11 protein-coding genes are annotated in these 16323 nt (G+C 46.5%); 4 read left to right on the top strand and 7 right to left on the bottom strand.

Features of this window, described 5'->3' with window-relative positions; genetic code table 11:
* Window positions 1-88: 88 nt before the first annotated feature.
* From pruA to dctA, 4 genes are all read right to left on the bottom strand, one after another.
* Complete coding sequence (gene pruA / locus GO620_RS03375) at window positions 89-1717, bottom strand: L-glutamate gamma-semialdehyde dehydrogenase (RefSeq protein WP_157526334.1); 1629 nt, start codon at window positions 1715-1717, stop codon at window positions 89-91.
* Window positions 1718-1999: 282 nt separating this feature from the next.
* A complete protein-coding gene (sucD, locus tag GO620_RS03370) occupies window positions 2000-2878 on the bottom strand; it encodes a succinate--CoA ligase subunit alpha (RefSeq protein WP_157526332.1) in 879 nt (292 codons plus the stop codon).
* A gap of 737 nt (window positions 2879-3615) precedes the next feature.
* Complete coding sequence (locus GO620_RS03365; RefSeq protein WP_157526330.1) at window positions 3616-3894, bottom strand: hypothetical protein; 279 nt, start codon at window positions 3892-3894, stop codon at window positions 3616-3618.
* A gap of 99 nt (window positions 3895-3993) precedes the next feature.
* A complete protein-coding gene (dctA, locus tag GO620_RS03360; protein WP_157526328.1) occupies window positions 3994-5253 on the bottom strand; it encodes a C4-dicarboxylate transporter DctA in 1260 nt (419 codons plus the stop codon).
* Window positions 5254-5581: 328 nt separating this feature from the next.
* Between dctA and GO620_RS03355 the strand changes: the two genes are divergently transcribed.
* Window positions 5582-8587 (top strand): leucine--tRNA ligase, encoded by a 3006-nt coding sequence (locus GO620_RS03355; protein WP_157526327.1) that lies wholly within the window; start codon window positions 5582-5584, stop codon window positions 8585-8587.
* A gap of 436 nt (window positions 8588-9023) precedes the next feature.
* Here GO620_RS03355 and GO620_RS03350 read toward each other — a convergent pair whose 3' ends face one another.
* The 3 genes from GO620_RS03350 to GO620_RS03340 form a co-directional block, all read right to left on the bottom strand.
* A complete protein-coding gene (locus GO620_RS03350) occupies window positions 9024-9692 on the bottom strand; it encodes a carbonic anhydrase (protein ID WP_157526326.1) in 669 nt (222 codons plus the stop codon).
* Between the two features lie 12 nt (window positions 9693-9704).
* On the bottom strand, window positions 9705-10457 hold the full coding sequence (locus GO620_RS03345) for a YoaK family protein (protein WP_157526325.1): 753 nt from the start codon (window positions 10455-10457) through the stop codon (window positions 9705-9707).
* Window positions 10458-10543: 86 nt separating this feature from the next.
* The gene (locus GO620_RS03340) at window positions 10544-10876 is read right to left on the bottom strand and encodes a hypothetical protein (RefSeq protein ID WP_157526324.1); all 333 of its coding nucleotides are present in this window, start codon (window positions 10874-10876) and stop codon (window positions 10544-10546) included.
* A gap of 139 nt (window positions 10877-11015) precedes the next feature.
* On the opposite strand from GO620_RS03340, the gene GO620_RS03335 reads away from it, so the two are divergent.
* The 3 genes from GO620_RS03335 to GO620_RS03325 all read left to right on the top strand — a co-directional run bounded on the left by GO620_RS03335 (window position 11016) and on the right by GO620_RS03325 (window position 16308).
* Window positions 11016-12878, top strand: coding sequence for a glycoside hydrolase family 13 protein (locus tag GO620_RS03335; RefSeq protein WP_157526323.1), 1863 nt, complete (start codon window positions 11016-11018; stop codon window positions 12876-12878).
* 316 nt (window positions 12879-13194) lie between these two features.
* Window positions 13195-13845: a beta-phosphoglucomutase gene (gene pgmB, locus GO620_RS03330; protein WP_157526322.1), complete on the top strand. Its 651-nt coding sequence runs from the start codon at window positions 13195-13197 to the stop codon at window positions 13843-13845.
* A 159-nt stretch (window positions 13846-14004) separates the two neighbouring features.
* The gene (locus GO620_RS03325) at window positions 14005-16308 is read left to right on the top strand and encodes a glycoside hydrolase family 65 protein (protein ID WP_157526321.1); all 2304 of its coding nucleotides are present in this window, start codon (window positions 14005-14007) and stop codon (window positions 16306-16308) included.
* Window positions 16309-16323: the final 15 nt, after the last annotated feature.

The following is a 16323-nucleotide window of genomic DNA, read 5'->3' as shown; positions in this document are numbered from 1 at the left end:
ATAGGACATTTTTATGCTAAGATTGCTTCGTGCCTCGCAATGACACTTGGTTATAGCCCTCTCCTTTGAAGAGAGTTGAGTGAGGCCTTTACTTCTGCAAAAACGGATACCTGTAATCCTTTGGTGGGTCAAATGTCTCCTTGATCGTTCTGGGCGACACCCAACGCAGCAAATTTAGCATTGAACCTGCTTTATCGTTGGTACCCGATCCGCGTGCACCGCCAAAAGGCTGCTGACCAACTACAGCGCCGGTAGGTTTATCATTTATGTAGAAATTACCTGCAGCGTATTTCAACTTGTCCGACGCTTTGGCGATCGCGTAACGATCCTGACTGATGATAGATCCGGTTAACGCGTATTTGCTGGTGGTGTCTATAATGCCCATAATGTTGTCAAACTCGGCATCGTCATAAACATAAATAGTCAGCACAGGCCCAAAGAGTTCGTCGCACATGGTTACGTAATGCGGGTCTTTGGTGACAATAACCGTTGGGCTGATGAACCAGCCTTTGGTTTTGTCGTGAGTGCCACCTGCTATCACCTCAACTTCAGGATCAGCGTTAGCGGCATCGATATATTTAGCCAGTTTATCGAACGAGCGTTCGTCAATAACCGCATTCACGAAATTGCCAAAATCTTCAACCGGGCCAACTTTAAATGACGCGATTTCGTTCACTAACTTGTCTTTCAGCTGCGGCCAAAGTGAGGCGGGAATATATGCCCTTGATGCGGCAGAACATTTCTGCCCCTGGTATTCAAACGCGCCGCGGAGTAAAGCCACATTCAGCACATCAACGTCGGCGCTTGGGTGCGCAAGCACAAAGTCCTTACCACCGGTTTCGCCCACAATCCGTGGGTACGATTTATATTGATGGATATTCTCACCGATGGTTTTCCAAAGATTTTGGAACACGCCCGTAGAGCCGGTAAAGTGCAAACCTGCAAAGTCGGGGTGTTTAAAGATCACCTCACCCGCGGTCGGGCCATCGCCATAAATTAAGTTGATCACGCCGGGAGGCACACCTGCTTCGAGGAATAACTGCATGGTGATGTTTGCTGCATAGATCTGCGTAGGCGCAGGTTTCCAAACCACTACATTACCCATCATGGCGGCAGACGCGCAAAGGTTGCCTGCAATAGCTGTAAAATTGAAAGGCGTTATCGCGAATACGAAACCTTCCAGCGGCCTGTACTCTACCCTGTTCCAAACGCCTTTGCCGCTTTGCGGTTGCTCCGCGTAGATCTGTGTCATGTAATGCACATTAAAGCGCAAAAAGTCTATAAACTCGCATGCGGCATCAATCTCGGCCTGGTAAGCGTTTTTAGATTGGCCCAACATGGTAGCCGCATTTAGCCTGGCGCGGTAAGGGCCTGCTAACAGATCGGCGGCCTTTAGAAAAATAGCTGCGCGCTGTTCCCAGGGCATATTTTCCCAATCATGCTTAGCTGCCAAAGCCGCGTCAATAGCCGCAGTAACATGTGAAGCGTCGCCATCGTGGTAGGTAGCCAATAGATGCTGATGATCATGCGGTGGGCGTACCTCTAAAGTTTTGCCTGTCCGAACTTCCTCGCTGCCGATATACATCGGTATGTCGGTCACAGAAGCGCGCATTTCGCTCAAAGCGGCTTGCAATTCGGCACGTTCAATACTATGCGGACCGTAGTTTAAAACGGGCTCATTGACAGGGTTAGGTACGTTGAAAAATCCTTTTAACATGGCAGGTAATTTGGTGCTGCAAAGATAAGGGTTAACGGTTGTTTATTTGTTTTGCGGGTGTAAATTCTGCCATCAATATCACGTCAAGTTCGTTTCGCATCTCACAGGACATTCAACGATATAATACCGCCCCACCCAACCCTCCCCAGAAGGGAGGGCTCTACTTTTTTTAGCCCCTCTCCGTCGGAGAGGGGTTGGAGTGAGGCTTAAACAAAAAAAGTCCCGGTTTATACAACCGGGACTTTCAAATATTTAAACCGTTCAGCTTTCGCCGTTCGGCCGTTAACCTTTTTTAGCCAATTCTTCAGCCATTGCAGCACCTATCTCGGCAGGCGATTCCACCACGCGGATACCGCACTCGGCCATGATGCGCATTTTAGCCGCAGCCGTATCATCTGCACCTCCAACTATAGCACCCGCGTGGCCCATACGGCGTCCCGGAGGCGCAGTTTGCCCGGCAATAAATCCTACAACAGGTTTAGTGCCATGCTCTTTTATCCAGCGTGCAGCTTCGGCTTCCATGCCACCGCCAATTTCGCCTATCATGATAATGCCATGCGTTTCAGGGTCGTTCATCAGCATTTCAACAGCTTCTTTGGTTGGTGTACCGATGATCGGGTCACCTCCAATGCCAATGGCAGTAGTAATACCCAAACCGGCTTTCACCACCTGGTCGACAGCTTCGTAAGTTAGGGTGCCCGATTTTGAAACTACACCTACATTACCTTTTTTGAAAATAAAGCCCGGCATAATACCAATTTTGGCTTCATCGGCAGTGATCACACCAGGGCAGTTAGGGCCAATCAACCGACTGTCTTTACCAACCAAATATTCCTTAACCGCGATCATATCTTTAGTTGGGATACCTTCGGTAATACAAACGATCACCTTGATACCTGCCGCGGCAGCTTCCATAATGGCATCGGCTGCAAATGCCGGCGGAACGAATATAATCGAAACATTTGCACCCGTTTTGTCAACCGCGTCCTGCACGGTATTGAACACAGGGCGGTCAAGGTGCTGCTGCCCGCCTTTGCCCGGCGTAACACCACCAACCACCTGTGTACCGTAGGCGATCATCTGCTCTGCATGATAAGTACCTTCGTTACCGGTAAAACCTTGTACAATTACTTTCGAATCTTTATTTACGAGAACGCTCATGATGTTTTTCTGTTAGCGATGGCAAAGCTAATGTTTTTAAGGAAAAAGCCTTAATGCGAGGAAAGAGAAATAAAGATTTTACGAAAAGTTTGTGAGGTAAGAATGGTGTGTTGTGTGAGTTAAGAGTTGCTGTTATGAATTTGATGAAGATGGTAAATCAAATTACTATTGCCAATAAGCACTCCCAACGCTTTATATTTTGGGCGTTGCCCGCTTCGCGGGCCGGGCTATCCGTTACAAGTCCTCTCCCGATATTGCGGAATGCGGGCTTTTCACTACTATCCCTAACGCAAATGTCTGAACTGGAATTTACAGAATGTAAGAATGCCATCGGCTTATTCAATAAAAGGTAACTTTTTTTTGCGCGCTGCTTCGGCAATGTTGGATGAAGTTATTTAAAAGGCAGTGGTAATAACGGAAATTGGGCCTTATATGTCAGCGCGCAGCTTCGGTGATAAATTGCTGCAGGTACTAGGCCTGCGGGGTTGAGGGCCGATGCAGCAATTTTGCAGGGCAAAGGCTTTGTGCGGCAAAAGAAGCCTTGCGCTGACTTGGCATTTTTGGTTCTTTTGTTGCTAAGACAAAAGAACAAAGCCTTTGCGGCACCTGAGCCGCCGACAATCATCCTACGGGATTGCTTCGTGCCTCGCAATGACAAATTTGTCACTTTTGATTATTCAAGCCTTGCATCTAAGGTGTTATACTGATATTTCCGAAATATCAGTAGCGCGAAAGCCCTAAAATATCGCCACCCTAAATAGCCAAACAATTATTCCGCTAAACACACTTATCGCCATAAACATCACCAGCATATAACTGCTAAGCATTTGCGTGTCTTTTGCATTAATTGCATTGCGCGCAGTCAGGAAGCGTTGAACGATAAATAACAAAACGCCCAATATCAGCCCAATGCCCAAGCCGTATTCTACCCCATCGTCCCATGCAAAACCAAGCGCGAACGAGTAGGTAAGTCCGGTAAAGAGTCCTAAAAGCGCGGTGTAAAAGGTGATGAGCATTTTTGTCTGAATCCGAATTTACGGAATTTGAGAATTAACAGAATTAACTTTCGTTCAAAGTTCGAAATTGAAAATTCGACATTCGAAATTCTTCCCCCTTCAGGGGGTTAGGGGGTTAATCGCCTTTTGATATTTCGCCTCATCAAACTCCTTTTCACTTTTAGCGATCACCACGCTGGCGAGTCCGTTTCCGATCACGTTCGTCAATGCCCGGGCCAGCGACATAAACCTGTCTACGCCTAAAAGTATAGCAACGCTTTCCAGCGGAATGATCTTTATCGCCGTCAAGGTAGAAGCCAGCACAATAAAGCCGCTCCCGGTCACGCCAGCCGCGCCTTTCGAGGTGATCATCAAAATACCAATGATGGTCAACTGCTGACCAAGTGACAGCGGGATATGAAACACTTGTGCCAGAAAGATGACCGACATGGATAAATAAATGGTTGTGCCATCCAGGTTAAATGAGTAACCCGTCGGGATCACCAGTCCGACAACCGATTTAGCACAGCCAAATCGTTCCATCTTTTGCATCATGGCAGGTAATACCGGCTCTGACGATGAGGTGCCCAAAACAATAAAGATCTCTTGCCTTATATATTTTAAATACTGCCATAAACTGATCTTGTAGATAAAGCAGATAATATTAAGCACTACAAAAATGAATATGAGCATGGCCAGGTACACCGCTCCCAAAAGCTTGAGCATTGGCACAAGTGTCGACAAACCATAAGTGCCGACTGTATAAGCCATCCCCCCAAAGGCACCTATCGGCGCTACGCGCATCACCACTCCCATTATATTGAAGAGCACCTTGGATATTTTATCTATACCGCGGACTACACCCTTGCCTTCTTCACCCAACTTGCTCAGCCCATAGCCAAATAATATCGCGAAGAATAAGATCTGCAGAATGTCGCCATCTGTAAACGCCTTAAAAGCGTTACCGGGGATAATGTGCGTAAAAAAATCGCCCCAATGCATTTGCGTGGCTTGCTTCTCATAGCCCGCCAGTTTGATATTCTGTGCGGCGCTAACGGCCTTAACAACCATACCATCGCCGGGCCGCAAAACGTTGGCCAATACCACACCCAGCAGCAAAGCAAAAGTCGTAACGATCTCGAAATATAAAATAGCCTTACCTCCTACCCTGCCCACCTTTTTCATATCATTCATGTTGGCAATGCCTAACACGATGACGCAAAAAATGATGGGCGCTATGAGCATGGTGATCATCTTGATAAAGGTGTCGCTGATATCTTTCGCCGTTGGCGCGAACGATTTAAAATAGATACCTACCAGCACACCAAGAACGATGGCAAGCAATACCTGAAAGGTTAGGTTAGAGAATAAGCGTTTCATTGATAACAATAATAATCATAAAAATCATCCGGCACTACAATGCCAGTAATGATTTGAGTTTGTCAGTAATATTAGTGTTTCAAGTGCTTAAAAGCCCACGTACTGACAAAGTAGTGCTTGCAGGTAAACGCTGTTAGCCCCTGATAACCAGCAAAGAGCAAGTTCCTGTCACATACCTAAAAGTATGGAACAACTGTTTCAACTGTTTCAGGTGAAACAGTGAAACAGCAAACGCGTTGGGTCATCTGTTCATTAAGCCATTGCCTGCCCAAAAACCGCCCAATTTTCTTAATTTCGCCATCGCTGAATATTTACAGCGATTGCGATAATGGACTACCAGTTTAAAGATATAGAGAAAAAGTGGCAAAAGTTTTGGGCCGACGATCAGACTTTTAAAGCCGACAACCACTCCTCAAAACCCAAATATTACGTGCTGGATATGTTCCCCTACCCTTCGGGCGCGGGGCTGCATGTAGGGCACCCGCTGGGCTATATTGCTTCTGATATTTTTGCGCGTTATAAACGCCTCAAAGGCTTTAACGTGCTGCATCCTATGGGTTACGATAGCTTCGGCCTGCCGGCCGAGCAATATGCGATACAAACAGGCCAGCACCCTGCCATCACTACCGAGCAAAATATAGCTACCTACCGTCGCCAGTTAGACCAGATCGGCTTCTCTTTCGATTGGAGCCGCGAAGTGCGCACCAGTTCGCCGGGATATTACAAGTGGACGCAGTGGATATTTATGCAGCTGTTCAACTCGTGGTACAATAAAGACGCTGACAAAGCCGAGTCGATAGATACGCTGGTTAAACATTTCGAAACCAATGGATCGGCAGGCATCAATGCCGTTAGTGATGAGGATACACAAACCTTTACCGCCGGCCAGTGGGATGGATTCAGCAACGAAGAACAACAAACCGAATTGTTGAAATACCGCCTCACCTACCTGCGCGAAAGCACGGTAAACTGGTGCCCTGCCTTGGGAACGGTACTTGCGAACGACGAAGTTAAAGACGGCTTCTCTGAACGCGGGGGCTACCCTGTTGAGCAGAAGAAAATGATGCAGTGGAGCATGCGCATCACCGCTTACGCCGACCGCTTACTGCAAGGCCTGGACACCATCGACTGGCCTGAGCCGCTTAAAGAAATGCAGCGCAACTGGATAGGTAAAAGTGTGGGTGCGCTGGTTCGATTTCCTATTGCCTCCCTCTCCTTTGGAGAAGGCCGGGGTGAGGCTCCTTTCATAGAGGTTTTCACCACCCGTGCCGATACCATTTTTGGCGTTACGTTTTTAGTGATAGCGCCTGAGCATGAGTTGGTTTCATCCCTGACTACTCCTGAACAGAAAGCAGCGGTCGAAGCGTACATCGCTCAAACTAAAAAGAAATCGGAACTGGACCGAATGGCTGATACCAAAACGGTATCAGGCGTGTTTACAGGTAGTTATGTAATTAACCCGCTGAATAATGAGCAGGTGCCGGTCTGGATAGCCGACTATGTGCTGGCAGGCTATGGTACAGGCGCGGTTATGGCAGTTCCGTCGGGCGACCAGCGCGATTATTTGTTTGCCAAACATTTTGATCTGCCGATCATCCCGATCATCGACATACAGAATATAGAAACAGAGGCCGATCCGACCAAAGAGGGCAAATACATTAATTCTGATTTTATAAACGGACTGAATTATAAAGAAGCTACATCGGCGGTTATTGCCAAGCTGGAAGAAGTAGGCTCGGGCAAAGCGCGCGTAAACTTCCGTATGCGCGATGCCATTTTTGGCCGCCAGCGCTATTGGGGCGAACCCGTGCCGGTTTACTTTAAAAACGACCTGCCATACCTGATCAGCGAAAGCGACCTGCCATTAATACTACCCGAAGTGGACAAATACCTGCCCACAGAAACCGGCGAACCGCCATTAGGAAGAGCCGAGGGTTGGACTTACAAAGCCCCACCCAAACCCTCCCCGGCAGGGAGGGCTTTAGAAAAAGTCTCCCCTCCCGGGGGAGATTTAGAGGGGGCTCAAAGTGAGGCTTTCCCTTACGAACTTTCCACCATGCCTGGTTGGGCAGGCAGCAGCTGGTACTGGTACCGTTATATGGATGCTGATAACAATGCTGAATTCGCATCTAAAGACGCGGTGGATTATTGGAAAGCGGTTGACCTATACATCGGCGGTTCCGAGCATGCTACCGGCCACTTGCTGTACAGCCGTTTCTGGAATAAGTTTATGAAAGACCTAAACCTTGTGGTAGAAGAAGAGCCTTTTAAAAAGCTCATTAACCAGGGGATGATACAGGGCCGCAGTAACTTTGTGTATCGTGTAACAAAATTTGATGAGGACGAGTCGCCAAGTCACTATTTTCTATCAAAAAAGCAGTGGAACCGGTACAACGACCCTAATGCAAGTGCAGGAATGTTATTCGAGGAATGGGGGTTTCCTATAAAAAGTAACTTCGCAACTCACAGTTCACCAATACACGTTGACGTTAACATAGTTGAAAACGATAACCTAAATATCAAAAAGTTTAGAGACTGGAGACCGGAATTTGCAGACGCCATTCTGATACTTGAGGACGGTTCTGTCTCCCTCCCTTCCGGGGAGGGCCGGGGTGGGGCTCCATACATCTGCGGCGTCGAGGTCGAAAAGATGTCGAAGTCGAAGTTTAACGTAGTTAACCCCGATGACATTATAGAACGTTACGGTGCCGACACCCTGCGCATGTACGAGATGTTCCTTGGTCCGCTCGAGCAAAGCAAACCGTGGAATACCAACGGCATAGAGGGTGTATTCAAATTTCTACGCAAGTTTTGGCGTTTGTTTCATAATGAGCAGTGGGAGCTAAATATATCTGATGAAGCGCCAACCAAAGCAGAACTGAAGTCGCTGCACAAGATCATTCGCAAGGTTGAAGAAGATATTGACAGGTTCTCTTTTAACACCTCAGTATCCAGTTTCATGATCGCGGTCAATGAACTCACCGACCTGAAATGTAACAAGCGGGCGATATTACAGGATATGGTGATCATCCTGTCGCCGTATGCACCGCACATTTGCGAAGAGCTTTGGGTGTTGCTGGGCAACCAGCCGGGTACGCTGTCTTACGCACCTTATCCGCAGTTCAACCCGGGTTACCTGGTAGAAGATGAGTTTGCCTATCCTATTTCTATAAACGGCAAAATGAAAATGAACCTTAACATTCCGCTTTCATTGGAGACTAAAGAAGTTGAGGATTTCGTTCTGGCCAACGCCGACGTGCAGAAATACCTGGAAGGTAAAGCGCCAAAGAAAGTGATCGTTGTTAAAGGCAGGATAGTGAATATGGTGGTGTAGGATAGAAGCAAGAGACAAGAACCAAGAGACAACAAGCAAGAAGCAAGAATTAAGGCTTAATAAAACTTTGTCAGGCTGAGCCTGTCGAAGCCCACGCTTGCGTCATGCCGCCCGATTTAAATCGGGATTGTTTCGGTATCTCAAAGGACGGCATGTGGTTACGCTCATTCGCCGCTAAAGGCTCGTTACTTTTTCCTTAGATGAAAAAGTAACCAAAAAATCAAGCCAGCGAAAGGCTTCTTTTCCGCACAAGCTTTGCCCTGCAAAACACTCGCATGGCCCTCATCACACAGCCCTCAGTAGCGGCTCGTTTTTTCGCCCGAAGCTGCACGCTGGCGTTTGAACATCCGTTGATTTGATAGCTTATAAAACACGACGCCGCTGCATTTCTGCAGCGGCGTCTATCTTGATTCGTTAATGCAGATTCCTGATTCTCTTATATATCGAACCTGAAAACTTCTTCCATACCGCTGTTGTCTTTGCGGCTAACGTTAAGGTCTTTAATAAGCCCGGTGCTTAATTCATATACCCAGCCATGTACCTGCAGCTCACGGTTCGGGTCTTTCCAGGCGTTTTGTACGATGGTTGTTTTGCCCAAGTTATATACACCTTCTATCACATTGCACTCCACCAACCGGTCAGATTTCGTTTTCTCGTCAGTGATGGCATCCAGCTCATCGGCGTGCAAACGGTATACATCCTTAATATGGCGCAGCCAGTTGTCGATCAGGCCAAATTCTTTGTTGGTCATTGCGGCATTCACGCCACCACAGCCGTAGTGGCCTACTACGATAACGTGCTTCACCTGCAACACATTTACCGCGTAATCCAGCACGCTAAGCATGCTCATATCGGTGTGCACTACAACGTTGGCAATGTTGCGGTGCACAAATATTTCGCCCGGACTGGTGTGGGTGATCTGGTTTGCAGGCACCCGGCTGTCCGCACAGCCTATCCATAAAACGGGTGGCTTTTGACCGGCGGCAAGTTTGGTGAAATAGTCGCCGTCCTCTTTCAATGCTTCGGCGACAAAAGTTTTATTGCCCTCTAAAAGCGATTGGTAAGTAATATGATCTGTGTTGTGTGGTTTTATGTCTTGATTCATGATTTCTAAAATTTAAATAGTGGTTGATGTTTTTGGTTTTTTTGAAAATATACGTAACAGTTTATGCAAAGCAATTGGCGACAGATCATAATACAAAATGGTGAGCAATATAAACGGTACCACATAAAATATCGCGAATTCATAAATATTGAAAAAGTATCCGCCTCCAACAGCGCCAATAAAGTAAAATCCTAATATGGTCAACCTGATCAGTATCTTATTACGGATCACGGTTGTTTTAGCTGTTTTTGGATGGAACCATTCAGCTACCTCACCGCCCAAATCTGTAAACAAGCCTGTCAGATGAGAGGTCTTGATCAACCCTCCGGATATGGTAGAAACCATACTGTTTTGCAGGCCCATTACAAATAACATCAGGCTGATGAGTACTTCCTTTTCAAATTGTGTTTCCTGGTAAAGATGGTGAGCGTACAAGGCCGCGGCTAACATCAAAATGATCTCAATACCTATGATGGTGGCGTTCGCCTTATACAGGCTCTTTTCCTGTACAGACCTGATGATAAATGTGGCCGCGAAAGCGCCTGCAAAAAACATGAACAGCCAGATCAAAAATATACCTATCTCGTGGTAATTCTGTTGAACCACATGATTGGCCAGGTTGGCCACGTGACCGGTAACGTTCGATGAAAACGCCAGGAAGGCCAGTAAACATACTACGTTAACAATACCCGATACAAACGCCGTAGACGATGCCAGCATCAGGTTTTCGCGAAGCGATCTATTCTCCTTTTCTTGCCTCAGCATAAACTAAAATTATAAATAAATACAATAAAGAATTGTTTCAACCCATTGAAGGCGTTGAACAAAAGTTGATAATAAACTAAAGTTTATTAGACGTTTGGAGGCGGCACAGGTACCCTTGGATGGTAAACCTGCTTAAAAAGGGCCTTCTCTTTATTATGAAGGATAATAGTTGCAGAAACTATGAGCGTATAGTCGTGGTGATGAATAAACTTCTCGTCAAAGAATTTCTTCTCCTTTGAAAAATCTTTCTCAGCGCTGTCCTTATCACCCTTAGTTTCCTGCTCTAACTGGGTGATCACGGCGTTAACCGTTTTATTGTTCATGCTCACAAAAATGGGCGCAATGCCGATGACCATCTTAGTCATAAAGATGCCCAAAAACAAAATACAAAGGCCTATTTTAAAATCGCGTAGCTTCATTAGCAGTGCGCAAACTTACAAAAAGCGAGCCAAAGCAACAGGCTAAAAACCATTGATGACATTTTGCCGACCGTCGCCTAACTTTTTCATGCATCCAAACACTTTTATTTTAAATTTGAAACACCAACAGAACCGCACTATGAAGAGATTTTTATTAGCTGCCATTTGCTGCATACTTTACAATACTCACCTTCTAGCGCAGCTACCCGCCTTAGACAAGGTAGAACCCATGAACTGGTGGGTAGGCATGGCCAACCCAAAACTGCAATTGGTAGTTCACGGCAATAATATAGCTTCGCGGCAGGTGCAACTGGCTTACCCTGGTGTAAAATTGGCAGCAGTACATAAGGTAGAAAACTCAAATTACCTGTTTTTAGACTTAGTGATATCACCGTCGGCCAAGGCAGGCACATTTGCTATAAAGTTTACTGCTAAAGGCGCGCAGCCTTTGGTTTATAATTACAAACTAAATACCCGCGACCGCAGCGCGAACCGTGTGCAGGGTGTAACCATTAAAGACCTCATCTACCTCATCATGCCCGACCGCTTTTCAAATGGCGACCCCAATAATGATGTGGTTAAAGGAATGCGCGAAACGGGCCTGCACCGCGACTCGATGTTTAGCCGCCATGGCGGCGATATACAAGGCGTGATGAACCATCTCGACTATCTGAAAGATCTGGGAGTTACTACCGTTTGGTTTACCCCTGAGATAGAAAATGACGAGCCGCAGGCATCGTACCATGGCTATGCCGTTACAGACTATTATAAAATAGACCCTCGCTTTGGCACTAACGAGCTTTACAAGCAATATGTAGAAAAATGCCACAGCATGGGGCTAAAGGTCATCAAAGATATTGTGCATAACCACGTGGGTACCGAATGCTACCTGATACAGGATATGCCGATGAAAAGCTGGGTGCACCAATGGCCTAAATTTACCAACTCCAATTATCACGACATGGTGGTGATGGACCCGCACGCTTCGGCCAACGACAAGAAGATCATGCTCGACGGTTGGTTCGACCGGCGCATGGCCGATCTCAATGAAAACAACCCTTACGTACAGAACTACCTGACCCAGAATCATATCTGGTGGGTTGAGTACGCGGGCATTGACGGGTTGCGTTTGGATACTTACCCTTATAACGACGGCCCATACATGTCGCAATGGGCAAAAGATATCCGCGCCGAGTTTCCAAACCTTTCCATTTACGGTGAGACTTTAGTTTGGAGCGCTGCCGACCAGGCGTTCTTTACCGAGGGCAACAAATTAAATCAGGGCTTGGATACACACTTGCCGGGCGTAACCGACGGCGTAGTTAAAGACGCTATCTATGAAGCGCTTAATGGTAAAGATGGCTGGACCGATGGTGCAAGCCGTTTGTATGCTGTGTTAGCACAGGACTTTTTGTACAAGGACCCGACTAAGAATGTAGTTTTTCTGGATAACCACGACATGAGCCGTGTTTTCTCGGTGGTAAATGAGGACTATACCAAATATAAATCAGCATTCGCACTTTTATTAACCACACGCGGCATTCCGCAAATGTATTATGGCGATGAGATCCTGATGAAAAACTTTTCTAATCCGGATGGCTTGGTACGCGAGGATTTCCCGGGTGGATGGCCGGGCGACAAGAACAATAAATTTACCGCAGGTGGCAGAAACAAAAAAGAGAACGATGCCTTTAACTACATTAAAAAACTGGCCAACTACCGCAAGAATACAACTGCCCTGCAAACGGGCAAACTATTGCAATACATTCCGCAGAAAGGGGTGTATGTGTATTTTAGGTACGATGCCTTGAAGACGGTAATGGTGGTTTACAACAGCAATGAAAAAGAACAGGAAATGGAAACTGCCTACTTTGCCGAGGGATTGAATGGCGCGCGCAAGGGCAAAAACGTAATTACCGATGAAGCAGTCGACATTGCAAAACTAATTATCCCTGCAAAAACAACTTTGATCTTTGAACTGATGCCGAACGGCATACATTGAGTGAGGGAAAAGGTGAAAGGCAAAGCCGGAACGCTAACGGAGGAACAATAATTTGGATCAGTTAGACAAGCGCGTTAGCGATTGACGTGCAAAGCCCGGAGTGGAACGAAGTGTAATGAGGACTTGAACAAAAAGCGCGGCCCGACGCAGGAGGGTAACGCCTAATCATTTCAACGGTCAAACTTCAAATAAGCTTTCCCCTCCTTACTTATTTTAACCAACGTAACTATAGAAGATAACAACCTCCATACATTGCTAATAACATCATTTATAGTTTTGTAAGTTTACCCAGAACATTATTATTAACATAGCACATATGCCTGATATAAAAGCTTGCCTGTTCGACCTCGACGGCGTTATTGTAGATACCGCGGTTTACCACTACAAAGCCTGGAAACGGTTGGCCAATTCGCTTGGGTTCGACTTTACCGAAGAACAAAACGAGCACCTGAAAGGCGTAAGCCGTGTGCGCTCGCTGCAATTAATATTGGGCTGGGGCGGCATCACCAAGACCGAAGCAGAACAAACAGAGCTTGCTACAGAAAAAAACAATTGGTACGTAGAAATGATCAATAAGATGACACCTGCTGAAGTGCTGCCCGGTGCGAAAGAATTTTTAGAAGGTTGTCGCTCAGCCGGTATTAAAACCGCTTTAGGATCGGCAAGTAAGAACTCCGGTATCATTTTAAAAAATACAGGCATCGAGCATTTATTTGATGCCATTGTTGATGGCAACCATGTAACGGCACCTAAGCCAGACCCTGAAGTTTTTATTAAAGGCGCAGAAGCTTTAGGTGTACTTGATACCGAATGCGTGGTTTTTGAGGATGCCATAGCGGGCATCGAGGCGGCTAAGAACGGCGGCATGAAAGCCGTAGGCATCGGCTCGCCGCAGATATTAACCCAAGCCGATTTGGTGATCAGCGGCCTGGATCAAATGACGATGGAAAAGTTGAGAGAATTATAATTATCACTTTCTTGTCATTCTGAACGGAGTGAAGCCCGATAGCTATCGGGATTATCCAGTAATGCATTAACGGATAAGATGCTTCGATAGGCTCAGCATGACATTGTAAAAGATAAACAATTAGCCCCCTCCCCTTTGGAGAGGGATGGGATGAGTCTTATGAAAAACTACATAAAAACAGACGAGTGGAAGATCATTGAAGAAGGATTTGATCCACATCTGAACAAAATTTCGGAGAGCATCTTCAGCCTGGGTAATGGCCGCATGGGTCAGCGCGCCAATTTTGAAGAGGCTTACAGTGGCGACACCTTGCAGGGCAACTACGTTGCAGGCGTTTATTATCCCGATAAGACCCGCGTAGGCTGGTGGAAAAACGGCTATCCCGAATATTTTGCCAAAGTACTTAATGCTGCTAACTGGATCGGCATTGGTGTGGAGATAGATGGCGAAGAGCTGGACCTCGCTAAATGCAGCGTTCAGGACTTTCGCCGTGAGTTGAATATGAAAGACGGCTATCTGAAACGCACTTTCACCGCCACTACAATTAACGGGAAACAGGTTGCAGTGGAGGCCATCCGTTTTTGCAGCATGGTTGATGACGAGGCCGGCGCGATCAAATACACCATTATGCCTGTGAACTTCCCGAGTTCGATAAAACTTACGCCTTACGTAGACGGCGATGTGGTTAACAAAGACTCAAACTACGATGAAAAGTTTTGGGACGAAGTGAAAAAAGGTACTTCCGGCAACGGCGGTTTTGTTCAGCTGAGAACCAAAAAGACAGGATTTGAGGTTGCTACCGGCATGCTGGTATTTGTCAATTATAACGGAAAAGCAGTTGACGCGAGTTTTTCGACTAACGAAAAGGAAAAGTTTGTGTCACTAAGCACTACCATCGATGTTAAGCAAAACGAAGCGGTCACGCTGTATAAGTTCGCGGCAAATCTGTCGTCGCAAAACCATCCGGCAGATCAGTTGGAAACAAAACTGAACGAGGTCCTGCAAACTGTTTCAGTTAAAGGCTTCGACAAAATGTTAGAAGAACAGGCAGCGGCCTGGGCTGAAAAGTGGAAGCACAACGACATCATCATCGAAGGTGACGCGTCTGCACAACAAGGCATTCGCTTTAATATATTCCAGCTAAATCAGACCTATACAGGTGAGGATGACCGACTGAACATCGGCCCAAAAGGTTTCACCGGCGAAAAGTACGGCGGTTCTACTTATTGGGACACAGAGGCTTACTGCGTGCCTTTTTATTTGGCTACAGCTCCGCAAAAAGTAACCAGGAATTTACTATTGTACCGGTACAAGCAACTGTGGAAAGCCATTGAAAATGCAAAACTTCTTGGTTTTAAAGACGGTGCAGCCCTCTACCCTATGGTTACCATGGATGGTACCGAATGCCATAATGAATGGGAGATCACCTTCGAAGAGATCCACCGCAACGGTGCCATTGCATATGCCATTTTTAACTATGTGCGTTACACCGGCGATGAAGACTACCTTGCTGATTACGGCCTTGAGGTGCTGATTGCCATTACACGCTTTTGGTCGCAGCGCATTACCTGGAGCGATGACAAGCAACAGTATGTAATGCTTGGCGTTACGGGGCCTAACGAGTACGAAAACAACGTTAACAACAATTGGTACACCAGCAAAATAGCGGTCTGGTGCTTGAAATATACGCTTGAAGTTATAGATAAAGTAAGCTCTTCAGACCGCGGTAAACTGGATGCGCTGCTCGAAAGGGTTAACTTCAGACAAGCAGAAGAATCTGCCAAATGGCAGGATATCATCGCTAAAATGTATTTGGGCGAGTCCAAAGAACTGGGTATTTACCTACAGCAGGACGGTTACCTGGACAAGGAACAAATACTGGTAAAAGACCTGCCTGCTACCGAGCGGCCGATCAACCAAAAATGGAGTTGGGACCGCATCCTGCGCTCATGCTATATTAAACAGGCCGATGTGCTGCAAGGCATCTACTTTTTTGAAGACGAGTTTGACATCGATACCATACGCCGCAACTTTGACTACTATGAACCACGCACGGTGCATGAGTCGTCTCTGTCGCCGTGTGTACACTCTATTTTGGCATCTAAACTTGGTGACGAGGCAAGGGCTTACGAGTTTTATCTGCGTACCTCACGCCTCGACCTTGACGATTATAACAACGATACGGAAGATGGCTGCCATACCACATCGATGGCCGGCACCTGGATGTCTGTTGTTGAAGGTTTCGGCGGCATGAGGGTAAAGGATGGTAAACTATCATTTGATCCGTTCTTGCCTGCTAAGTGGGATTCGTTCTCTTTCCATGTTGGCTTCCGCGGGGCTTTGCTGAATATCAAAGTAAGCAAACAGGCCGTGCAAATCACCAATAGCAGCAATACGGATATAATGGTGATTGTTCGTGGTAATGAGCAATTGGTAAAAGGGAATAGTGAGGTTATAGGATAATAAACATTACCCAAG

It is taken from the genome of Mucilaginibacter ginkgonis (genome assembly GCF_009754905.2).
GTDB classification, from domain to species: Bacteria; Bacteroidota; Bacteroidia; order Sphingobacteriales; family Sphingobacteriaceae; genus Mucilaginibacter; species Mucilaginibacter ginkgonis.
This window is presented reverse-complemented; position numbering and strand designations above follow the sequence as displayed.